This is a genomic window from Nocardioides sp. NPDC127503 (assembly GCF_040302165.1).
In the GTDB taxonomy this organism is placed as follows: domain Bacteria; phylum Actinomycetota; class Actinomycetes; order Propionibacteriales; family Nocardioidaceae; genus Nocardioides.
This window is the reverse complement of record NZ_JBEORH010000005.1, coordinates 195,088-217,389: the sequence shown is the minus strand read 5'-3', so window position 1 is coordinate 217,389 and position 22,302 is coordinate 195,088. Positions and strand designations below refer to the sequence as shown.

At 71.1% G+C, this 22,302-nt stretch carries 21 protein-coding genes; 16 read left to right on the top strand and 5 right to left on the bottom strand.

Going from position 1 to position 22,302, the window contains the following annotated elements:
* Window position 1: 1 nt before the first annotated feature.
* Genes ABTW65_RS13675 through ABTW65_RS13660 form a run of 4 tightly spaced genes read right to left on the bottom strand, consistent with a single transcriptional unit; the run spans window position 2 to window position 2,311 of the window.
* Complete coding sequence (locus tag ABTW65_RS13675; RefSeq protein ID WP_350660837.1) at window positions 2-1,252, bottom strand: RNA polymerase sigma factor; 1,251 nt, start codon at window positions 1,250-1,252, stop codon at window positions 2-4.
* 14 nt (window positions 1,253-1,266) lie between these two features.
* A complete protein-coding gene (locus ABTW65_RS13670) occupies window positions 1,267-1,605 on the bottom strand; it encodes a YciI family protein (RefSeq protein WP_350660835.1) in 339 nt (112 codons plus the stop codon).
* Window positions 1,602-1,949 (bottom strand): YciI family protein, encoded by a 348-nt coding sequence (locus ABTW65_RS13665; protein ID WP_350660833.1) that lies wholly within the window; start codon window positions 1,947-1,949, stop codon window positions 1,602-1,604. The genes ABTW65_RS13670 and ABTW65_RS13665 overlap by 4 nt, the downstream gene beginning before the upstream one ends.
* On the bottom strand, window positions 1,946-2,311 hold the full coding sequence (locus tag ABTW65_RS13660) for a YciI family protein (RefSeq protein ID WP_350660832.1): 366 nt from the start codon (window positions 2,309-2,311) through the stop codon (window positions 1,946-1,948). The genes ABTW65_RS13665 and ABTW65_RS13660 overlap by 4 nt, the downstream gene beginning before the upstream one ends.
* A gap of 128 nt (window positions 2,312-2,439) precedes the next feature.
* On the opposite strand from ABTW65_RS13660, the gene ABTW65_RS13655 reads away from it, so the two are divergent.
* The 16 genes from ABTW65_RS13655 to ABTW65_RS13580 all read left to right on the top strand — a co-directional run bounded on the left by ABTW65_RS13655 (window position 2,440) and on the right by ABTW65_RS13580 (window position 21,795).
* Window positions 2,440-6,303 (top strand): Pls/PosA family non-ribosomal peptide synthetase, encoded by a 3,864-nt coding sequence (locus tag ABTW65_RS13655; RefSeq protein WP_350660830.1) that lies wholly within the window; start codon window positions 2,440-2,442, stop codon window positions 6,301-6,303.
* Window positions 6,304-6,471: 168 nt separating this feature from the next.
* Window positions 6,472-7,806 (top strand): M1 family metallopeptidase, encoded by a 1,335-nt coding sequence (locus ABTW65_RS13650; protein ID WP_350660828.1) that lies wholly within the window; start codon window positions 6,472-6,474, stop codon window positions 7,804-7,806.
* Between the two features lie 27 nt (window positions 7,807-7,833).
* Window positions 7,834-8,355, top strand: coding sequence for a GNAT family N-acetyltransferase (locus tag ABTW65_RS13645; protein ID WP_350660825.1), 522 nt, complete (start codon window positions 7,834-7,836; stop codon window positions 8,353-8,355).
* Window positions 8,356-8,430: 75 nt separating this feature from the next.
* A complete protein-coding gene (locus tag ABTW65_RS13640; protein ID WP_350660823.1) occupies window positions 8,431-9,129 on the top strand; it encodes a response regulator transcription factor in 699 nt (232 codons plus the stop codon).
* Window positions 9,126-10,541, top strand: a complete 1,416-nt coding sequence (locus ABTW65_RS13635) for an ATP-binding protein (protein WP_350660821.1) — start codon at window positions 9,126-9,128, stop codon at window positions 10,539-10,541. The genes ABTW65_RS13640 and ABTW65_RS13635 overlap by 4 nt, the downstream gene beginning before the upstream one ends.
* A gap of 101 nt (window positions 10,542-10,642) precedes the next feature.
* A complete protein-coding gene (locus tag ABTW65_RS13630) occupies window positions 10,643-11,209 on the top strand; it encodes a hypothetical protein (protein WP_350660819.1) in 567 nt (188 codons plus the stop codon).
* A complete protein-coding gene (locus ABTW65_RS13625) occupies window positions 11,206-12,297 on the top strand; it encodes an efflux RND transporter periplasmic adaptor subunit (RefSeq protein WP_350660817.1) in 1,092 nt (363 codons plus the stop codon). Before ABTW65_RS13630 ends, ABTW65_RS13625 begins: the two co-directional genes overlap by 4 nt.
* Complete coding sequence (locus ABTW65_RS13620; RefSeq protein WP_350660815.1) at window positions 12,290-12,979, top strand: ABC transporter ATP-binding protein; 690 nt, start codon at window positions 12,290-12,292, stop codon at window positions 12,977-12,979. The genes ABTW65_RS13625 and ABTW65_RS13620 overlap by 8 nt, the downstream gene beginning before the upstream one ends.
* Window positions 12,976-14,184, top strand: coding sequence for an ABC transporter permease (locus ABTW65_RS13615; protein WP_350660813.1), 1,209 nt, complete (start codon window positions 12,976-12,978; stop codon window positions 14,182-14,184). The genes ABTW65_RS13620 and ABTW65_RS13615 overlap by 4 nt, the downstream gene beginning before the upstream one ends.
* 207 nt (window positions 14,185-14,391) lie before the next feature.
* The gene (gene groL / locus ABTW65_RS13610; RefSeq protein WP_350660811.1) at window positions 14,392-16,026 is read left to right on the top strand and encodes a chaperonin GroEL; all 1,635 of its coding nucleotides are present in this window, start codon (window positions 14,392-14,394) and stop codon (window positions 16,024-16,026) included.
* A 255-nt stretch (window positions 16,027-16,281) separates the two neighbouring features.
* On the top strand, window positions 16,282-17,154 hold the full coding sequence (locus ABTW65_RS13605) for an alpha/beta hydrolase family protein (RefSeq protein ID WP_350660809.1): 873 nt from the start codon (window positions 16,282-16,284) through the stop codon (window positions 17,152-17,154).
* A gap of 287 nt (window positions 17,155-17,441) precedes the next feature.
* Window positions 17,442-18,017: a hypothetical protein gene (locus tag ABTW65_RS13600; RefSeq protein ID WP_350660808.1), complete on the top strand. Its 576-nt coding sequence runs from the start codon at window positions 17,442-17,444 to the stop codon at window positions 18,015-18,017.
* 2 nt (window positions 18,018-18,019) lie between these two features.
* On the top strand, window positions 18,020-18,550 hold the full coding sequence (locus ABTW65_RS13595) for a nucleotidyltransferase family protein (RefSeq protein ID WP_350661251.1): 531 nt from the start codon (window positions 18,020-18,022) through the stop codon (window positions 18,548-18,550).
* A gap of 74 nt (window positions 18,551-18,624) precedes the next feature.
* Complete coding sequence (locus tag ABTW65_RS13590; protein WP_350660806.1) at window positions 18,625-19,503, top strand: AAA family ATPase; 879 nt, start codon at window positions 18,625-18,627, stop codon at window positions 19,501-19,503.
* A gap of 35 nt (window positions 19,504-19,538) precedes the next feature.
* Entirely contained in the window at window positions 19,539-20,672 is a 1,134-nt protein-coding gene (locus ABTW65_RS13585; RefSeq protein WP_502890577.1) for a vWA domain-containing protein, read from the top strand.
* A complete protein-coding gene (locus ABTW65_RS13580) occupies window positions 20,665-21,795 on the top strand; it encodes an XdhC family protein (RefSeq protein WP_350660802.1) in 1,131 nt (376 codons plus the stop codon). Before ABTW65_RS13585 ends, ABTW65_RS13580 begins: the two co-directional genes overlap by 8 nt.
* Before the next feature lie 12 nt (window positions 21,796-21,807).
* Here ABTW65_RS13580 and ABTW65_RS13575 read toward each other — a convergent pair whose 3' ends face one another.
* A complete protein-coding gene (locus tag ABTW65_RS13575) occupies window positions 21,808-22,266 on the bottom strand; it encodes a GNAT family N-acetyltransferase (protein ID WP_350660800.1) in 459 nt (152 codons plus the stop codon).
* Between the last annotated feature and the right edge of the window lie 36 nt (window positions 22,267-22,302).

The window sequence follows — 22,302 nt, the reverse complement described above, 5'->3', positions numbered from 1 at the left end:
ACTAGAACGTGTTCTCGTCTAGCGATTGGGGTGCAAAACCTTCCAAGTCACCCCGTCGCCGGACGAGGTCGGCCCGCTCCGGCCCGTGCGTGCATAGCGCGATGGCCTCCGCATACGCCTCGATCGCGTCGTCGTGACGCCCCGCCCGCTCCAGCAGTTGGGCACGTACGGCAGGCAGCCGGTGTCCCGGGAGAGCGACCGAGTCCAGCGCCGCGAGCCCGGCCTCGGCGCCGTTCGCCTCGGCCACCGCGACGGCCCGGTTGAGGCGTACGACCGGAGTGTCCTGGAGCGCGAGCAGCTCGTCGTAGCGATCGACGATGCGCTCCCAGGCGGTCGTCTCGGAGCTGGGGGCGAGGGCGTGCTCCGCGGCGATCAGCGCTTGGAGGAGATACGGGGCAGGGGCCGCGTGGGCGAGCGGGGTGAGGATCGCGAGGGCCTCGGCGATCTCGTCGGTCCGCCAGCGAGTCCGGTCCTGGTCCGGGAGCAGGACGAGGGCGCCGTCCGGTCCGATCCGGGCAGTCCGGCGCGAGTGCTGCAGCAGCATCAGGGCGAGGAGGGCGTCGATCTCCTGGTCCGGCTCTGGAAGGACCGACCGCAGCACCCGAACCAGCCGGATCGCCTCGCCCGCCAGGTCGGTGCGTACGACATCGGGACCGGTGCCGGGGGCGTAGCCCGCCGTGAACGCGAGATAGGCGACCTCGGCGACGATCCCGACCCGGCCGGCGAGATCTGCGGGCACCTCGAAGGAGGCGCCCGCGAGGCGCTTCCGCGCTCGGGTCAGCCGCGCCGCCATCGTCGCCTTCGACTGCAGGAAGAGGCGCCCGATGTCCTCGGTGGAGACGCCGAGAACCAGCCGGAGGGTGAGAGCCGCGGCGGCTTCGCGGGACAACGTCGGGTGGGCGCAGAGCAGCACCAGCCGCAGCCGCTCGTCGGTGACCGTCTCGCCGCCGGCCCCGAGCGGCACCGTGGCCAGCACCTGCTGCGCCTCCTGGGTCAGCGCGGCGTCGACCACGAGCAGCGGCATCTTGCGGGCCAGCACCTCCTCCGAGCGCATCCGGTCTACGATCCGCCGCCGCGCGGTGGTGAGCAGCCACGCCGGTCCGTTGACGGGCTCGCCGTCGATGGGCCAGCTCCTGGCGGCCGCCTCGAAGGCGTCGGCCAGGCCGTCCTCGGCCAGGTCGAGACGGCGGAACTGCGCGACGAGCAGGGCCAGCAACCGGCCCCACTCCTCGCGCAGCACCTTCTCCAGCATCGCCGTGGGTCGCCCTAGTCCGCCGCGCGGATCTCGATCGCCGACTCGACCGTGGCGAGCAGCCGGCAGCACTCGGCCAGGTCGTCGCGATCCTCGGACTCCACGACGTAGAGCCCGGCCAGGTGCTCGGCCGTCTCGGTGTAGGGACCGTCGGTGACGCCGGAGGAACGCACGGTCACCGCCGTCGACGGAGCGGCGAGCACCGCGCCGTACCCCCATAAGATCGTGTGGCCGCGCTCGGCGAGCAGAGCCGTGAACTTCTCGTGGACGGCGAACAACGCGTTCCGGTCCTCCTCCGGCTTCGCCTGCCACTCGGCCTCGACGTTGGGGATGAGCAGGTAGTAGCGAGTCATCGGATCTGCATCCCCTTCGTCGGGCGGATCTCGACCGCGAAGTACTTCGGAAGCAGCTTCGCGAGGGCGACGGCGTCGTCGATCGTGGGCACGTCGATCACGTAGTAGCCGCCCAGCTGCTCGACCGACTCCGCGAACGGGCCGTCGGTCACGGCACCGTCCTCGTGGACGGTCAGCGACGTGGTGGCCGGCTGCAGGGCGTCGCCGTCGATCAGCTCGCCCCGCTCCGCGACCGCCTTCGCGAAGGCACTGAAGTCTGCGTACGCGGTCTGCTTCTGCTCCTCGGAGAGGGCGTCCAAGCGGGCCTCGTGGTCGGGACCACCGATCAGCAGGAGATACCTCATGCGGACGTCCCCTCGTGCTCGACGACCTCGCGGACCTCGAGCGCCGTCTCGAGCTCGGCGAGCACCTTGCAGCACTCGAGCATGTCGTCGGCGTCGTCGGTCTCGATCGTGTAGAAGCCGGTCACGTGCTCGACGGTCTCGGCGAACGGGCCGTCGGTGATCACGACCCCGTCACCGGTCTTGCGCAGCGTCTTGGCCTTGCTGGAGTGGTGGAGCTCGGCGCCGCCGGTGACCTTGTGGCCGCGTTCGGCGAGCAGCTTGGCGAACCTGCCGTGCACCTCGTATCCGGCTGCCTTCTCCTCCGGCGACGACTCGGCCCAGAAGGCCTCGTTCGTCGGCAGCAGCACCATGTATCTGGTCATCGTGATCCCTTTCGTCCGCTCGGATTGAGTCTGTCATCGGGGATGACGGGTGGGACAAGGCCAAATCGACACCGGGAAGGAACGAAGATGTACGTCATCCGTTCAACTATCACCGGAAGGCTCCGCGTGTGACCGACCCCCTGCTGCGAGGCGACCTCGCGCCCGAGCCCCGGACGCTCGTCGACATCTTCCGGGCCACCGCGGCCCAGGTGCCCGACGAGCCGGCCGTCGACGCGGGCAACGGGCTGCTGACGTACGCAGAGCTCGAGGAGGCCGCCGACGGGCTGGCAGCCGAGCTCAACGCCGCCGGGATCGGGCCGGGGGACAAGGTCGGGCTGCGGATCGCGAGCGGCACCACCGACCTGTACGTCGCGATCCTCGGCATCCTCTGCGCGGGCGCTGCCTATGTGCCGGTCGACGCCGACGACCCCGAGGAGCGGGCCCGGCTGGTCTTCGGTGAGGCGAAGGTCGCCGCGGTCGTGACCAACGACCTGCGAGTCACACTGATTCCGATGGGCGGGCCTGGCGATCCCGGCGAGGCACGCGAGGAACGTGAGCCGGAGGAGCCGTCGACCGAGGACGACGCGTGGGTGATCTTCACCTCCGGGTCGACCGGCACCCCGAAGGGCGTCGCCGTCACCCACCGCAACGCCGCCGCGTTCGTCGACGCCGAGGCGCGCCTCTTCCTCCAGGACGCGCCGATCGGGGTCGGCGACCGGGTGATGGCGGGTCTCTCGGTGGCCTTCGACGCGAGCTGCGAGGAGATCTGGCTGGCGTGGCGCTACGGCGCCTGCCTGGTCCCGGCCCCACGGGCGCTGGTGCGCTCCGGGGTCGACGTCGGCCCGTGGCTGGTCGCGAACCAGATCACCATCGTCTCGACGGTGCCCACGCTGGTCGCGCTGTGGCCGGCGTCCTCGCTGGACCGAGTCCGGCTGCTGATCACCGGCGGCGAGGCGATCCCGCCCGAGCTCGCCGCCCGACTGGTCACGTCCGACCGGGAGGTGTGGAACACCTACGGCCCGACCGAGGCGACGGTGGTGGCCTGTGGCGCCCAGCTGACCGCCGAGGGGCCGGTACGGATCGGCCTCCCGCTCGACGGCTGGGACCTCGCCGTCGTCGACCCTGCCACGGGCGTCCCGGTCCCCGAGGGCGAGACCGGCGAGCTGATCATCGGCGGCGTCGGCCTGGCGCGCTACCTGGACGCGGCCAAGGACGCCGAGAAGTACGCCCCCATGCCCACCCTCGGCTGGGAGCGCGCCTACCGCTCCGGCGACCTGGTCGTCAACGACCCCGCCGGGTTGCTATTCGGCGGGCGCGCCGACGACCAGATCAAGCTCGGCGGCCGGCGCATCGAGCTCGGCGAGATCGACAGCGCCCTGCTGCAGCTGGACGGGGTCGTCGGGGCCGCGGCGGCTGTGCGGAGGAGCGCCGCGGGCAACAGCCTGCTGGTGGGCTACGTCACCGTCGACGACACCTTCGACCAGGCCACCTCCGTCGCCCGGCTCCGGGCCGACATGCCGGCGGCCCTGGTGCCGCGACTGGCCGTGGTCGACAGTCTCCCGACGCGTACGAGCGGGAAGGTCGACCGCGACGCACTGCCGTGGCCGCTCGCCTCGGGTGCGGGTTCGGGGGAGGGGCTCAGCGACACCGAGGCCTGGCTCGCCGGGCTGTGGAACGACGTCCTCGGCGCCGAGGTCACCGGGCCGACGGCGGACTTCTTCGACCTCGGCGGCGGCAGCCTCACCGCGGCGCAGATGGTCAGCCTTATCCGCGAGCGCTTCCCCGAGGTCGCGCTCGGCGACATCTACGACCAGCCGTTGCTCGGCGCGCTGGCCACCTACATCGACGAGATGGGCAGCTCCGCCGCGGTCTCCGAGCACGAGGTGCCGGCCGTACGCCTCAAGACCCAGGTCGCGCAGGTGGTCGCGACGATCCTGCTGCGCTGCCTTGCGGCACCGCGCTGGCTGACCTGGATCCCGCTCGGGTCGACGCTCGCCCAGCCGTGGGCGCCCTGGCTGCCCTCGCTCAGCTGGTGGGTCCTCGTACCGGCCGTCCTCGCCTTCCTGACCCCGCCCGGCCGGATGCTGCTCGCCGCGGGCGCGGCGCGACTCATCCTGCACGGCGTACGTCCGGGGGATTACCCCCGCGGCGGCAAGGTCCATCTCCGGCTCTGGCTGGCGACGCACGCCGTCGACGAGCTCGGCGCGCACGGTCTCGCCGGGGCACCGTGGATGCTCTGGTACGCCCGGCTGCTCGGCGTGCGGATGGGCAAGAACGTCGACCTGCACAGCCTCCCGCCGGTCACCGGCATGCTCACCCTCGGCAAGGGCTGCTCGATCGAGCAGGAGGTCGACCTCTCCGGTCACTGGATCGAGGGCGACGTGCTCCATCTCGGCGAGGTCGAGGTGGGTGAGCGGGCCAGGGTCGGGGCGCGGTCGACGCTGCTGCCCGGCGCCGGGGTCGGCGACGACGCCGAGGTCGGACCGGGTTCGGCGGTCTTCGGCGTGGTGCCGGCGGGCGAGTTCTGGTCGGGTTCGCCGGCTGGCCGCGCCGCCCGGGAGGCGCGCGGCCCGTGGCAGCCGCCCGAGGCGCGAGCCCGGGTCTGGATGCTGCTCTACGGCATCGCGGCCGCCGTCCTCGCCCTGCTCCCTGCGGTCGCCATCGGCGTCGGGGTGCTCGTCGGAGTCGCCCTCGCCGGCGTGCCCACCTCCTACACCGACATCGGGGCGCTGCTCGCCTGGAGCCCGGTCGCGGTGGCGGCCGGCTGCGCCACGCTTGCCGCGCTGATCTGGGCGGTGGTGCGGCTCGCGGGCCTGGCGATCGCCCCCGGCGTACATCCCGTACGCAGCCTGGCCGGTGTCGCGGTCTGGTCGACGATGCAGGTGCTCGACGAGGCGCGCACCTGGCTCTTCCCGCTCTACTCCTCGACGCTGACGCCGCTGTGGCTGCGGGCGCTGGGGGCGAAGATCGGCAAGCACGTCGAGGCCTCGACGGTGCTGATGATCCCCGGGCTGACGCAGGTCAACGACCAGAGCTTCCTAGCCGACGACACCCTGATCGGCGGCTACGAGCTCGGCGGCGGCTGGCTGCGGGTCGAGCGGGTGAAGATCGGCAAGCGGGCCTTCGTCGGCAACTCGGGGATGGCGGCGCCGGGCCGGAAGGTGCCGAAGGCGTCCCTGGTCGCCGTGCTCAGCGCGGCCCCGCGCCGCAAACGCGCGCAGAAGGGGGAGAGCTGGCTCGGCTCGCCGCCGGCACCGCTGCGCCGGGCCGCCGGCGAGACCGACTCGGGACGTACCTATGACCCGCCGGTCCGGCTCAAGATCGCCCGGGCGCTCGTCGAGCTGGCCCGGCTGGTGCCGCAGACGCTCGCGATCCTGCTCTACGCCGGCGTCGGCTACGTGCTCGTGAGGGTCTGGGAGGCGACCGACCTCCTCGTCGCGATCCTGGTCGCAGGGCCGGTGCTCGCGGCCGCCGGAGCGGTCGCCGCCGGCATCACGGTGGCGGCGAAGTGGCTGCTCGTGGGCCGCATCCGGGCCGGGTCGCACCCGCTGTGGAGCTGGTTCGTGTGGGCCAACGAGCTGGCCGACACCTTCGTCGAGGTGCTCGCCGCGCCCTGGTTCACCGGAGCCGTGTCCGGCACCCCGGTGCTCAACCTCTGGTTCCGAGCGCTCGGCGCGAGGATCGGCCGCGGCGTGTGGATCGAGACCCACTGGCTGCCCGAGACCGACCTCGTCGAGCTCGGCGACGGCGCCACGGTCAACGCCGGCACCGTCGTGCAGACCCACCTGTTCCACGACCGCGTCCTGGCCCTCGACGAGGTCGTCCTCCGGCGCGGCGCCACGCTCGGGCCCAACTCGGTGATCCTGCCCGCAGCCGCCATCGGCCGGCATGCGGTCGTCGGCCCGGTCTCGCTGGTCATGCGCGGGGAGAGCCTCCCCGACAAGACCCTGTGGATCGGCAACCCGATCGGCCCGTGGGACCAGGCGGCCTAAGAGGGTGCCTCTGAACCCGGATACGCCGACCAGGCGCCGTCCATCGCGCGCCCTGGCGGCGTTGTCGTCGGTCGACGGCCAACCCCGGGCCGCCTCCCTCCTCCGCCTTGCCAGGCCACACGCTGAACGACACCTGCCTCGACGCCGAGTTCAGAGCCACCCTCTAACATGACCGCCGTGCCGAAGCTCCCCGCAGCCGACCCCTACCTTCCTGGTCACGGGGATCCGTCGTGGAGCGCGACCCACTACGACCTCGAGCTCACCTACGACCTGGTCGGTAACCGGCTCGCGGGCACGGCGACGATCCGCGCGGTCGCCGTCGAGGACATCAACCGCGTCGTCCTCGACCTCGCTCACCTGCGGGTGCAGAAGGTCGCGATCGACGGCCGCCCGCCGGCCAAGTGGGCCCACAATGACCACCGCCTGGTGCTGAACCTCCGCTCGCGGATCGCGGCCGGCGAGGAGTTCGTGGTCACGGTCAGATACTCCGGCAAGCCCCGCCCGGTGGTGCTGTCCCACCACGGAGACGCCGGCTGGGAGGAGCTCGACGACGGCGTCATCGTCGCAGGTCAGCCGCATGGTGCGCCGACCTGGTTCCCGTGCAACGACCGTCCCTCCGACAAGGCCCGCTACGCGATCAGCGTGACCACCGCGCCGGGCTATGCGGTCATCTCCAACGGCGAGCTGACCTCCCGCGTACGCCGCGGCAGCGGGGAGACCTGGCGCTACTGGCAGGCCGAGCCGATGGCGACCTATCTCGCCACGGTGCAGATCGGGCGCTACCGGGTCGTCGACATCGCGACGAGCGAAGGGCCGGGCGGCCGGGTGCCGATCCGGGCTGCGTACCCGGTCGACGCCACCGCCGGGTTCGAGGCCTCCTTCGGGCGCCAGCGGGAGATGATGGCCTACTTCACCTCGGTCTTCGGCCCCTACCCGTTCGCCTCCTACTCCGTCGTGGTCACCGACGACGAGCTCGAGATCCCGCTCGAGTCGCAGTCCCTGTCGACCTTCGGGCGCAACCACCTCACCGGCGAGTGGTCGGAGGTACGCCTCGTGGCCCACGAGCTCGCCCACCAGTGGTTCGGCAACGCGGTGACGCTGCGCGAGTGGCGCGACATCTGGCTGCACGAGGGTTTCGCCTGCTACAGCGAGTGGCTGTGGTCCGACGCCTCCGGGGGCCGCTCGTGCGGCGAGCACGCGCGCCACCACCACCGCCGGCTGAAGGCGCTGGCGCAGGACCTGGTCCTCGCCGACCCCGGTCCGGCGGACATGTTCGACGACCGCGTCTACAAGCGCGGAGCGCTCACCTTGCACGCACTGCGGCGCACCGTCGGCGACGAGGCCTTCTTCAAGATCCTGCGCACCTGGGTCGCCCGGCACAGCGGGGGAACGGTCACCACCGCCGATTTCGAGGCCCTCGCGGCCGAGGTCTGCGGCCGCGACCTCACCCCGCTCTTCGACGCCTGGCTACGCCGGCCGGCGCTGCCGGACCTGCCCGCCTGATTGTCGCTCTGCCGTATTTTGGGGCTCGTGCCTGAGCTGACCTTCCGTGATGCCAACTTCTCCGACGTGGACGCCCTGGTCGGGCTGATCGAGTCGGCCTACCGCGGCGACGCCTCCCGCGCCGGGTGGACAACCGAGGCCGACCTGCTCGCGGGCCAGCGCACGGACCCCGAGGGCGTACGCGAGGTGATCACCGCTGCCGGATCTCGCCTCCTCGTCGCCGAGCGGCCGGGCGAGATCGTCGCCTGCTGCCAGCTGCAGAAGCGCGAGGCGTACGTCTACTTCGGCATGTTCTCGGTCTCGCCGCAGCTGCAGGGTGCCGGCGTCGGCAAGGCCGTCATGGCGGAGGCCGAGCGGATCGCGCGCGAGTGGGGTGCGGAGGAGATCCGGATGACCGTGATCCGTCAGCGCGAGGACCTGATCGCGTTCTACGAGCGGCGCGGGTTCGTTCGTACGGGAAGCTTCGAGCCGTTCCCCTACGGCGACGAGCGCTTCGGCCGCCCGCTGCGTGACGACCTCGAGTTCGCCGAGCTCGCGAAGCCTCTCTGACTCTGGCCCTGTGACCAAGCTCTGCCGGGCTGCGGCTTTCATCTCCTCTCAGGATCCCGAGGGATCCTGAGAGGCGTGACCACGACCTCAGCCGAACCTGTCCGGGTGCTGCTCGTCGACGACGAGCCGGACGTGCGCACGAGCCTCAAGGGCGGGCTCGCCTTCGAGGGGTACGCCGTGACCACCGCCGCGGACGGCGGCGAAGCGCTCGGGCGTCTCTCCGAGGACGTACCGGACCTGGTGATCCTCGACATCGGGCTGCCCCACATCGACGGCCTGGAGGTGTGCCGGCGGGTGCGCTCGCGGCATCTCGACGTGCCGATCCTCCTGCTCACCGCCCGCGACGGCACCGAGGAGCGGGTGACCGGGCTCGACGCCGGGGCCGACGACTACCTGGTGAAGCCGTTCGCTCTCGAGGAGCTGCTGGCCAGGATGCGTGCGCTGCTGCGCCGCCGGGCCGGTGCCGGGGACAGGCTGCTCCGCTTCGCCGGGATCGTCGCCGAACCCGCCCTGCGCGAGGTCACCGTGGACGAGCGGCGCGTGGAACTGACCCGCACCGAGTACGACCTGCTCGAGCTCTTCTTGCAGAACCCGCGCCGCGTGCTCTCCCGCGACACCATCCTCCGCGAGGTCTGGGGCTTGGACTTCGACTCCGGCTCCAACACGCTCGACGTCTTCGTCGGGTGCCTGCGCCGCAAGACCGAGTCCGGCGGCGGGCCGCGCCTGATCCACAACGTACGAGGTGTCGGCTACGTCTTGAAGGAGCCGTCGTGAGGCAGTGGCCGATCCGGGCTCGGATCGCGCTGCTGTCGGCGGTGGTGGTGGCCCTGGCGATCGTGCTGGCCAGCGTCTTCGCGTGGACCGCGACCCGGGCCACCCTCTTGCGCCAGATCGACAGCTCGCTCGGCGACCGGCTGGTCATCCGGGGCACGATCGACGAGGACGGGAAACGGGTCACGGCGTTCAGCGAGAGCCTGACCGAGCGGATGTGCGAGGACCCGCCCATCCTGCCGCCGGACCTGGCCGCGGAGGACGCGCCGGTGCCGCAGGTGCAGCTGGTCAAGGGCGACGGGACGACCTGCCTGCTGGGCAAGCAGAAGCGGCTGGTCGAGCCCAACGCCGAGGAACGGGCGGTCGCCGAGTCCGGTAACGGCGAGGTCGTCCGTGACACCACCACCGACGAGGGCACGCGGGTCAGGGTGCTGACCAAGCCGGTCGAGCCGGGGCTCGCCGCCCAGTCGGTGCGCTCGCTGGAGGAGGTCGACGCGACCCTGCGCAGCCTGGCCGGGCTGCTCGGCCTGGCCAGCCTGCTGGGGGTGCTGTTCGCGGCGTTCGCGGGCATGCTGCTGGCCCGCTATCTGGTGGGCCCGATCGAGCGGCTGACCGCGGCCGCCGAGTACGTCGCCGCGACCGACGACCTCGACGTACCGCTCGACGTCGAGCGTGCCGAAGGCTCCCGCGACGAGGTGACCAGGCTGAGCGCCGCCTTCCACGCCATGATGACCCGGCTGGCCGGCTCTCGGCGGCGCCAGCAGCAGCTGGTGGCCGACGCCGGTCACGAGCTGCGTACGCCGGTGACGAGCCTGCGCACCAACGTCGAGTGGCTGATGCGGCTCGACGACAGCGGCCGGCCGCTGCCGCCCGAGCAGCGCCGCCGGGTGGCGCAGGCCGTGCTGGGTCAGGTCGAGGAGCTGGCCGACCTGGTCACCGAGCTGAGTCACATGGCCCGGGGCAACGGCGATGCCGGCGACGACGTCGCGCCCGGTCCGGTCCAGGTCGACGAGGTCGTGCTGCGAGCCGTCGAGCGCGCCCAGCGGCGGGATCCGTCGCGCCGTTTCGACCTCGACCTCGAGCCGCACCAGATCACCGGCGACCCGGCGGCGCTGGAGCGGGCGGTGGTCAACCTGCTCGACAACGCGCTGAAGTTCTCCGACGGGCCGGTCTCGGTCGTGGTGCGCGACGATGAGGTGTACGCCGCCGACCGCGGCCCCGGACTCTCCGACGCCGAGGCGGCGCTCGCCTTCGAGCGCTTCTGGCGCGCCGAGACCGACCGCGAGCTGCCCGGCTCGGGCCTCGGGTTGGCGATCGTCGCCGAGGTCGCCGCCCGCCATGGCGGCACACCGTTCTTCCGTGCCCGAGAGGGCGGCGGGAGCGAGGTCGGCATCCGGTTCTCCGAACGTCACTGACCTTCTTCACGGACCTCTCAGGTTGCCCAGCGAAGACTCACAAAGCGGACTCCTAGCGTCGGCGTCATCCGAAGGACGGACGAGACGACCAGGAGGACCAGATGCGACGGATGACCGTGGCGATCGGTGCTGCGCTGTTGGCGATCACGCTGGCTGCGTGCGGCGGCGGCGCCGACGACGGTGGCGTGGCCACCCTCAGCGACAAGGATGCCGACAGCTCGGCGAGCCCCTCGGCCGACGCCGAGGACGTCGAGCAGCAGTGGCTCGACTTCGCGGCCTGCATGCGCGAGAACGGCGTGGACATGCCCGACCCGGAGTTCAGCGAGGACGGTGGGGTGCGGATCCAGGGGCAGGGCGGCAAGGGTGGGATGCCCGACCCGGAGGTCCGCGACAAGGCGATGAAGGCGTGCGAGGACAAGCGTCCCGAGGGTGGCATCGGAGGTGAGCGCGACCCCGAGCAGGTCCAGGAGATGCAGGACCGGGTGCTCGAGTTCGCCGCCTGCATGCGGGAGAACGGCGTGGACGTACCCGACCCGGACTTCAGCGGTGGCGGCGTCATGATGCGGATGCCCGAGGGCATCGACCCCGAGGACCCGAAGGTGCAGGCCGCCGAGAAGAAGTGTGCCGAGGAGTCCGGCATGGACGAGATGCGGAAGGGTCCCCAGTGAGCGCCCGCGCGCCCCGTCGCCGGGGCCGGACGGTGCTGGCCGGCGCGGCCGTGCTGCTGGTGGTCGCCGGGCTCGGCGTCGTCGGCTTCGCGGGCTACACCCGCTTCCTCACGCCCGCCGAGGGTGCTGCGGAGGAGACGCCGTCGGGGAGCACCGCGAGCGTCGAGCGGCGTACCCTCGCCGACGTCGAGCAGGTCAGCGGCACCTTGGAGTACGACGACTCCTTCGACGTCGTCAGCTCCGCCCAGGGCACGCTCACCGAGCTGCCGGAAGAGGGCAGCGTCCTCGAGCAGGGGGACGTGGCGTACCGCGTCGACGACGTGCCGGTCATCCTGCTCACCGGATCCACCCCGATGTGGCGTCCGCTCGACCTGGGCTCCGAGGACGCCAAGGACGTACGTCTCCTGGAGCGCAATCTGAAGGAGATGGGCTACGACCCCGGCACCGTCGACAAGGACTTCACCGAGTCGACGCAGTCGGCCCTCTACGACTTCCAGTCCGACCACGGCCTGGCGGAGACCGGCACGGCCGACCCGGCCGACTTCGTGATCACCCCGGGAAAGATCCGGATCGGGGCGCACAAGGCGACCCTCGGCCAGCAGGTCGGACCGGGCGGCGGCGCGGGGCTCTACCAGGCAGCCAGCACCGACCAGGTCGTCGCGGTCGGTCTCGACCCCGACTCCGAGGCGCTCGCCAAGGTCGGCGCCGCGGCGACCGTGACCCTGCCCAGCGGCAAGGAGGCGAAGGCGAAGATCACCTCGGTCGGCGCCCTGGAGCAGTCGACGGGCAACGAGGGCGAGACGACCTCGGTCATCCCGATCACCCTCACCCTCGATGATCCGAAGCTCGCCGAGGGGATGAGTCTGGCCACCGTGTCGGTAGACCTGACCAGCGAGACGAAGAAGGACGCTCTCGCGGTGCCGGTGACGGCCCTGGTCGCTCTGGCCGAGGGCGGGTTCGGTGTCCAGAAGGTCACCGGCGACACCGAGACGCTCACCGGCGTCGAGGTCGGGCTCTACGCCGACGGCTTCGTCGAGATCACTGAAGGACTGGCCGAGGGCGACACCGTGGCGGTGCCCGATGAGTGAGCGCGCGAGCGTCCTGGAGATGCGTGACGTACGCAAGAGCTACGGTGACCTGGAGGTCCTCCACGGTGTGAACCTGCAGGTCAGCGCGGGGGAGCAGGTCGCCATCGTCGGCCCGTCGGGATCGGGGAAGTCGACCCTGCTGCACATCGTCGGCACCCTGGAGCGACCCACGAGCGGGGCGGTGGTGATCGACGGGTACGACACCACCGAGCTCTCCGAGGCCGAGCTGGCCGGGCTGCGCTCGCACCGTGTCGGGTTCGTCTTCCAGAGCTTCCACCTCATCGACGGTCTGTCCGCGACCGAGAACGTCGCGCAGGGCCTCCTCTACAGCGGCGTACGCCGCGCCGAGCGCATGCGCCGGGCCCGCGAGGTGCTGGAGCGAGTCGGCCTCGGTCATCGGCTCGGCCACGACCCACGGATCCTCTCCGGCGGCGAGCGACAGCGGGTGGCGGTCGCGCGGGCGCTGCTCAACCGGCCGGCCATCGTCTTCGCCGACGAGCCCACCGGCAACCTGGACAGCCACTCCGGCGAGGAGGTGCTCAACCTCTTCGACGAGCTGCACCGCGACGGCACCACGATCGTGGTGATCACCCACGAGCACGAGGTCGCCGCGAGGATGGCCCGCCAGGTCGAGATCCGTGACGGCCTGATCACGCACGACTCCCTGGTGGTGGCGGCATGAGCGGACGTACGCGGGTGGGGTCGTCCCGGGTCTCCATCTCCGACCAGGCCCGCGCCGGAGGCCGGGCGCTGCGGGCACGCAAGCTGCGCAGCCTGCTCTCCGCCTTCGGCATCGCGATCGGAGTGGCCACCGTCGTGGCCGTGCTCGGAATCTCCCGGTCATCCCAGGCCGACCTGCTCGAGCAGCTGGACTCGTTGGGGACCAACCTGCTCGAGGCCAAGGCGGGGGAGGGGTTCGGGATGGGCGGTGACACCGCGATGCCGCAGACCGCGGCCACCCAGGCGCGCAACATCGAGCCCGTGGAGGGCGTCGCCCAGGTCACCGACCTGTCGGCCGCTCCGCTGCGCAGCTCGCTGGCCGACCCCTACCGAACCAACGGGCTCTCGGCGAAGGCTGCCACCCCGGACACCCTCGACACCCTCGCGGGGGAGATGGCCGAGGGCCGGTTCCTCGATGCGGCGGTCGACGACTTCCCGGTCGTGGTGCTGGGATCGGTTGCCGCAGAACGGCTCGGGATCACCTCGGTCGGGAGCGGGGTCTCGGTCTGGATGGACGGACGGGCCTGGCAGGTCGTCGGCATCATGGAGCCGCTGCCGCTCTCCCCGGACCTGGACCGGGCGGCCCTGGTCGGCTACGACGCCGCGGAGGTCTATCTCGACGACGAGCTGGACCCCTCGCTGCTCTACGTGCGTACGGCCCCGGACGCGGTGGACGCGGTCAGCGGCGTACTCGCGGCCCAGGTCAATCCCGAGGCTCCCGAGAACGTCGACGTCTCGCGTCCCTCCGACGTGATCGCGGCCAAGGCCGCGGCCGAGGACGCCTTCACCTCGCTCTTCCTGGGGCTGGGCGCGGTCGCTCTGCTGGTCGGCGCGGTCGGCACCGCCAACGTGATGGTGATGTCGGTGCTCGAACGGCGCCGCGAGATAGGTCTGCGCCGGGCGCTGGGCGCCACCGGACGCCACATCCGCACGCAGTTCCTGGTCGAGGCCGTGCTGCTCTCGCTGGCCGGCGGCGTACTGGGGGTGATGGCCGGGGCCGTGATCACCTTCGGGTACGCCAGGTGGAAGGCGATCACCTTCGCGATGCCACCGGAGTCGGTCGGCTACGGCCTGGCCGCGGCCCTCCTGATCGGCATTCTGGCGGGCGTCTACCCGGCCGCCAGAGCCGCGCGGCTCTCGCCGACAGAGGCGCTGAGAGCGGCGTGACCGACACCCGTCGGCGCTTGCACTCGCAGGGGTCGAGTGCTAAACATGAGGCTGGCACTCTTACCATGAGAGTGACAACAACCGGACCGGTGACGTTGAGGCGTCGCGAGCGGCAGGGAAGGGTTCTGCCGGGAGTGGCGTCGTCCGTCGCGGGCAACCCATCGGACCGGATCCAACGAACTTCCCAAGTGAAGGATCGCAGGAGCAATGCCGAAGCTCATCGCTTTCAACGAGGAGGCCCGCCGGGGTCTGGAGAAGGGTCTCAACACCCTCGCCGACGCCGTCAAGGTCACCCTCGGTCCCAAGGGCCGCAATGTCGTGCTCGAGAAGAAGTGGGGTGCCCCCACGATCACCAACGATGGTGTTTCCATCGCCAAGGAGATCGAGCTCGAGGACCCCTACGAGAAGATCGGTGCCGAGCTGGTCAAGGAGGTCGCGAAGAAGACCGACGACGTCGCCGGTGACGGCACGACGACCGCGACCGTTCTCGCCCAGGCGCTCGTCCGCGAGGGCCTGCGCAACGTCGCCGCGGGTGCCAACCCGGCCGGCCTGAAGCGCGGCATCGAGGCGGCCGTCGACGCCGTCACCGAGCAGCTGCTCGCCCAGGCCAAGGACATCGAGACCAAGGAGCAGATCGCTGCTACCGCCTCGATCTCCGCTGCTGACACCACCGTCGGCGAGATCATCGCCGAGGCGATGGACAAGGTCGGCAAGGAAGGCGTCATCACCGTCGAGGAGTCGAACACCTTCGGGCTCGACCTCGAGCTGACCGAGGGTATGCGCTTCGACAAGGGCTACATCTCGGCCTACTTCGTGACCGACCCGGAGCGTATGGAGACCGTCCTCGACGACCCGTACATCCTGATCGTCAACTCGAAGATCTCCAGCGTCAAGGACCTGATCCCGGTCCTGGAGAAGGTCATGCAGACCGGCAAGCCGCTGGTCATCCTGGCCGAGGACGTCGACGGCGAGGCTCTCTCGACGCTGGTCGTCAACAAGATCAAGGGCACCTTCAAGTCCGTCGCCGTCAAGGCTCCGGGCTTCGGTGACCGCCGCAAGGCCATGCTGCAGGACATCGCGATCCTCACCGGTGGTCAGGTCATCTCCGAGGAGGTCGGCCTCTCCCTGGAGACCGCCGGCATCGAGCTGCTCGGCCAGGCCCGCAAGGTCGTCATCACCAAGGACGAGACCACCATCGTCGAGGGTTCGGGCGACCAGGGTCAGATCGAGGGCCGGGTCAACCAGATCCGCGCCGAGATCGAGAAGTCGGACTCCGACTACGACCGCGAGAAGCTCCAGGAGCGCCTCGCCAAGCTGGCCGGCGGCGTGGCCGTCATCAAGGTCGGCGCGGCCACCGAGGTCGAGCTCAAGGAGCGCAAGCACCGCATCGAGGACGCTGTCCGCAACGCCAAGGCTGCTGTCGAGGAGGGCATCCTCGCCGGCGGTGGTGTCGCGCTGATCCAGGCCGCCGCCGTTGCCTTCGAGAAGCTCGAGCTCGACGGCGACGAGGCCACCGGTGCCTCGATCGTCAAGGCCGCCATCTCGGCGCCGCTGAAGCAGATCGCCATCAACGCCGGCCTCGAGGGCGGCGTCGTGGCGGAGAAGGTCGCCGGCCTCCCGCAGGGCCACGGCCTCAACGCCGCCACGGGTGAGTACGTCGACCTGCTGGCCGCGGGCATCATCGACCCGGCCAAGGTGACCCGCTCGGCGCTGCAGAACGCCGCGTCGATCGCCGCGCTGTTCCTCACCACCGAGGCCGTCGTGGCCGACAAGCCGGAGAAGGCCGCCGCTGGTGGCGACCCGACCGGTGGCATGGGTGACATGGGCGGTATGGGCTTCTGAGCCCGTCTCGCTAGAGCACACGCGAGTGCCCCCGCCGTTGGCGGGGGCACTTGTCGTTTCTCTGGTGTCGTGGCGGCGAGGGTTACTCTCGACGGCATGGGCCTGAAGGCTGCGTCGGCGCTGGCGATATCGGCCGTGCTTCTCGCCGGATGCGGCGGCGAGCCAGCTGCTGCGCCGTCGTCACGGGCAGCGACACCGTCACCCTCGGTGTCACCAACCGCGCCTTCGCCGAGCCCGTCGGAGACGCTGCCACCGGTGACCGACAAGGTCTCGCTCCCGCAGCTGATGCGAGAGGACTTCCCGGGCGGGGAGGTGAAGGTGCTGCGGGAGGCGGGGAGCACGGATGCCTACCGGCGCTTCGAGATCAGCTACCCGAGCGGCCCGCTGACGATCACCGGGGTGCTCTTCCGGCCGCGCGGCCAGGGGCCGTTCCCCGGGGTGGTCTTCGCGCACGGCCACATCGACACCGACATCTACGTCACCGGGCAGGGGCTGCGGCGGGAGCAGGACCGGCTGGCGCGGGAGGGCTATGTCGTCCTGCACACCGACTACCGCGGCCACGCCGGATCGTCCCCGATCCCGGAGGGCACCGAGGAGGACGAGAGCCGCCTCGGCTACACCCGCGACACCATCAACGCCGTCCAGGCGATGAAGCGGCTTCCGTACGTCGACCCCGACCGCACCGCGCTGCTCGGCCGCTCCATGGGTGGGGGAGTGGTGATGAACGCGCTCGTCGCCCAGCCGGGGCTGGTGCGGGCCGGGGTGACGTACGCGTCGGTCTCCTCCGACATCGTCGACAACATCAACCGGTGGGCGGTGCCTTCGCGGCCTGACGAGGTGGCCCGGCTCTACCGGCAGTACGGCGATCCGGAGACGGAGCCGGAGTTCTGGGAGGGGCTGTCGGCGCGGACGTACTTCGACCGGATCGAGGTCCCGCTCCAGATGCACCACGGGACCAATGACGAGTCCTGCCCGATCAGGTGGGCATACACCACGCGGGACCTGCTGGAGACCGCGGGCGTACGCCAGCGGCTGTGGGTCTACCCGGGAGAGCAGCACGCCTTCGGCCCGCAGTGGGACCTCTCGATCCGGCGGGTCATCGGGTTCCTCGATCGTCAGCTGGCATGACCTGACCAGGCGTCGAGGAGGGGCCCAGCGGTCCCATCTTTTTGGGGACTTTCGACACTGTCTCGACAACAGCTCGGTAACGCAACATTGGTGCTCCACACAGTGGCCGACTGCGGGGAAGCGTCTGGATCTGGGGGGCTTTGAAGCCCAAGGGAATATCCGGGTGAAGTTCTGCAGCGGCGGGCGGGGTCAGGGCTCTTCGAAGCCAGGGCCCCGCCTGCGTGTGTCAACCTGCGGACCTCCGGCGGGTCCCCGGATGGCACCCACTCATGAGGCATGATGTTGGCATGAGCGTCGACCTCGGACCTAAGACCGGGATGCAGCCGCCGCGGTCACCATGGCGTTGGGTTGCGGCCGTGGTCGCCGCCGCGGTCGTGCTCGTCGCGATCGTCGCCTCCTTCGGCCTCCTCAGCTCCGACGACACTGCCGAGGACCCCGACGCCGCGCCGCCGTCGCCGACCGCGACGGTCACCGAGACCGCGCCGGTCCCTTCGTCATCCGCTCCGGCTGGAGGCGCCGGGACGACCGAGCTGACTGTCGTCGCGGACGCCGCCCGGTGCATCCCGCCGACGTCGAAGTGGCTCTCCCAGAACGCCGCGCTGGCCTTCGAGGGCACCGCGGAGAGCGTGACCAAGAGCGAGGCCGTGCTGCGGGTGAAGACGTGGATGTACGCCGATGGCGTCGGTGGCACCGACACCGTCAGGATCACCCTGCCCGCGCCGAGCACGATCCCGATGCCCGAGTTCGAGAAGGGCAAGAACTACCTGGTCGCGGCCAAGGGTGATGCCCAGGTCATCGGCTGTGGCTACAGCGACGTCAAGAGCGCGAAGCTGCAGAAGCTCTACACCGCCGCGTTCAAGTGACGATGGTCGCCGGCCTGCTCCTGGCCGCCGGCGCGGGTCGGCGGATGGGGATGCCCAAGGCACTGGTCGACGACTGGCTGGTGCGGTCGATCGACGTATTGCGCGAGGGTGGCTGTGACGACGTACTCGTCGTGCTCGGCGCCGCGGCCGACGAGGCGCGGGCGCTGCTCCCGGTCGATCAGCGGGTCGTCGTCGCCGAGGACTGGGACGAGGGGATGGGGGCTTCGCTGCGGGCCGGCCTGGCGGCGCTCGGACCGGAGATCGAGGCGGCCGTGGTTCATCTTGTCGATCTTCCGGATGTTGGGGCTGACGTGGTGGCGCGGGTGGTCTCGACGGGCTCCCTCGCGGTGCTCGCCCGGGCGGCGTACGCCGGGGTTCCGGGTCATCCGGTGCTGATCGGGCGCGATCACTGGGCGGGGGTCATCGAGGCAGCCGTCGGCGACCAGGGCGCCCGAGGCTACCTGAAGACCCATGACGTACGCCTGGTCGAATGCGGCGACCTGGCAGGCGGGGACGACGTCGACCGGCGCTGAACGAAAATTCGTTCGCCCCCCTCGTAAGAGGTTGTCCAACCCTGAGCCAACGCTTCGCGTTCTAGGCTCAGGTCATGGACCTGACGCCCCGGGAGATCGCTGACCGCCTGGCGGCGACCGGATACCTGGCCGACCCGGAGCTGGCGACGGTGACGTTCCTCGGGCTGAGGATGCAGCGGCCGCTGCTGCTCGAGGGCGAGCCCGGGACCGGGAAGACCGCCCTCGCGGAGGCCGTCGCCGAGGCGCTCGAGCTGCCGCTGGTGAGGCTGCAGTGCTACGAGGGGATCGACGCCACCCAGGCGCTCTACGACTGGGACTTCGCCCGCCAGATCCTCCACCTGCGTGCCCTCGAGGCGTCCGGTGGCGCGGGGGAGGTGGAGGAGGCCGAGAAGTCCCTCTACGACGAGCGGTTCCTGCTCGCCCGCCCGGTGCTGGCCGCGCTGCGTCAGGCTCCGTCGGTGCTGCTCGTCGACGAGGTCGACCGGGCCGACGACGAGTTCGAGGCGTTCCTGCTCGAGGTGCTGTCCACCTACCAGGTGACGATCCCGGAGTTCGGCACCGTCGCGGCCACGGTCCCACCGGTCGTCGTGCTCACCTCCAACCGCACCCGCGAGCTCCACGACGCCCTCAAGCGCCGCTGCCTCTACCACTGGATCGATCACCCCGGCCTGGCCCGCGAGATCGAGATCGTACGCAGCCGAGCCCCCGAGGTCGCCGACGAGCTCGCCCGCCAGGTGGTCACGGTGGTCCAGCAGCTGCGCGGCGCCGAGGGCGCGAACGCCCTGCTCAAGCCCCCGGGGGTCGCCGAGACCCTCGACTGGGCCCGTGCTCTGCACCATCTCGGGGTGTCCGAGATGGACCTGGAGAGCGCCGCCGCGACGCTCGGCGCGCTCGTCAAGCATCGCGAGGACGCCGACCGCGTCCGGGCTGCACTGGACCGGCTCCTGACGTGAGCGACTTCTCTGGCAAAACTGGCACTTCTCAGGCAATGCAACACCTGAGAAGTGCAGGAATACCCGGTGAACCGGGTATTCCGACAGCGATCTTCCTCGGCTTCACCCGGGCGCTCAGGGCGGCCGGGGTGCAGGTGACCCAGGACCGCGCCCACGGGTTTCTGCAGGCGACCGCGATCGTCGGCGCCGGAGACCCGACCGCCACCTACACGGCCGGCCGGGCGACGCTGTGCGCCGGCCCCGACGACCTGCGCCGCTACGACCAGGTCTTCGAGGCCTGGTTCGGGTCGACCGCGACGCTGCCAGGGCCGCAGGGGCCGCCGCGTACGGTCTCGGTCACCTCCACCCTTCCCGAGACCGAGCCGCAGGAAGGCGAGGGAGAGGGCGAGGAGACCGACGACCTCATCAGGGCACGCGCGAGCGAGATCGAGACCCTGCGCCATCGCGACGTCGCCGACCTCGACCCGGCCGAGCAGGAGCGGGTCGCAGCACTGATCGCGCGGCTCCGCCCCCGGGCACCACGGCGGAGGACGCCGCGGCAGGACCCCTGGCGGCGAGGGCGCGTCGATGCGCATCGCACCCTGCGGGCCAGCCTGCGACACCTCGGCGAGCCGGCCGGGATCCACTACCGCAGGCGCGGTGAGCGGCCGCGCCGCGTCGTGTGGCTGATCGACGTGTCCGGCTCGATGAGCTCCTACGCCGACGTGCTGCTGCGGGTCGCCCACCGGGTGAGCTCGACGACCGGGAGTGGGGCGGTCTTCACGATGGGCACCAGGCTGACCAACGTCACCCGCGCGCTGCGCCACCGCGACCCCGACCGTGCACTCGTCGCGGCCGGCGAGACGGTGCCCGACTGGTCGGGCGGGACCCGGCTCGGTGACAACCTGCAGGCCTTCCTGCGGCGACACCAGGGACTGGCCAGAGGCGCGGTGGTTGTCATCGCGAGCGACGGCTGGGAGCGCGGTGACACCGCGCTCCTCGAGGAGCAGGCGGCGAGACTGCACCGTCTCGCTCATCGCGTGGTGTGGGCCAACCCACATCGTGGCAAGGTTGGATATGAACCACTGCAGCGAGGCATCGTCGCGGTGCTGCCGCACGTGGACGACTTCGTCGCCGGACATTCCCTGGCGACGTACGAGGATCTGGTGGAGGTGATCGCGCGTGCGTGACGTACTCGACGATCTGATGAAGTGGTGGGAATCCGGCGAGACCGTGGCGGTGGCCACCGTGGTGGCGACGTTCCAGTCGGCCCCCAGGCCGCCGGGCGCCTCGATGCTCGTCGGCCCCGACGAGAGCGCGGTCGGCTCCGTCTCCGGGGGCTGTGTCGAGGGCGCCGTCTACGAGGTCGCCCGCGAGGTCGCGGAGACCGGCGTCCCGGAGCTCAACCGCTACGGCGTCTCCGACGACGACGCCTTCGCGGTCGGGTTGACCTGCGGCGGCATCCTCGACGTCTTCGTCGAGAAGGTGTCCCAGGAGACGTTCCCTGAGCTCGGCGAGCTCGCCGAGGACGTACGCAGCGGCAGCCCGGTCGCCCTGGCGACCGTCATCGAGCACCCCGACCCCGAGATCCTCGGGCGCCGCGTACTCATCCGCCCCGAAGGGGTCAAGGGGTCGCTGGGCAGCGCCCGGATGGACGACGCCGTGCACGACGACGCGCTGGGGCTCTTGGCTCACGGCACCAACCAGACGCTGTCGTACGGCATCGACGGTGAGCGCCGCGGCGAGGGCATGCGGGTCTTCGTCTGGTCCTTCGCGCCCAAGCCCAGGATGCTCGTCTTCGGCGCGATCGACTTCGCCGCCGCCGTCGCCCGCGTCGGTGCGTTCCTCGGCTATCACGTCACCGTCTGCGACGCCCGCCCCGTCTTCGCCACCAACTCGCGCTTCCCCGAGGCCGACGAGGTCGTCGTCGACTGGCCCCACCGCTTCCTGAACCAGGAGGTCGAGGCCGGCCGCATCGACCAGCGCACCGTGATCGCCGTCCTCACCCACGATCCGAAGTTCGACGTACCTCTTCTCGAGGTCGCCCTCCGCCTCCCCGACATCGCCTACGTCGGCGCGATGGGCTCCCGCCGCACCCACGAGGACCGCCTCGCCCGACTGGTCGATGCCGGCCTCACCGACGAAGAGATCGCCCGCCTCAGTAGCCCCATCGGTCTCGACCTCGGCGCCCGTACGCCGGAGGAGACCGCCATCTCCATCGCCGCCGAGATCATCGCCGGCCGCTGGGGCGGCTCCGGCGAGCGCCTGGCCAGCACGCAGGGCCGGATCCACCAGGACGTGGAGTACCGCTGACGCGCGGGTGCGCTACAGCTCCTTCTCGTAGTAGAGGGCCTGTGGCCCGGAGCCGCGGCCCTCGTGGTTGTCGAAGCCGAACTTCTCGTACAGCGCCCGGGCCGAGGTGTCGTCCTCGCTCGTCCCCAGGTCCATGTACGTCGCGCCGCGGGCTTTCGCCTCGTCGATGATCGCCTGCAGCAGGATGGTGCCGAGGCCGTGCCCTCGGCGGTCGGGCACGACATAGAGCTCGGCGAGGTAGGCCTCGAGCTCGTCGGCCGTGGTCTGCAGGCGAAAGCGGGTGATGCCGTGGCCGACCACGGGGTCGCCGATCAGCATCACCGTCGTGTCCCCGTTCTCGACGAGCCGGCTGAGGTGCTGGGCGAGCTCGTCGGCCGGCGGGGCGGAGTAGGCGTACTCGGTGTTGAAGTCGATCTGCAGTCTGGCCGCGGTCTCGAAGTCGGCCCAGGTCGTGGCGGTGCGCGTCTTCATGCACCCACTGTGACACCGCCGTGGGAGCCGCGATGG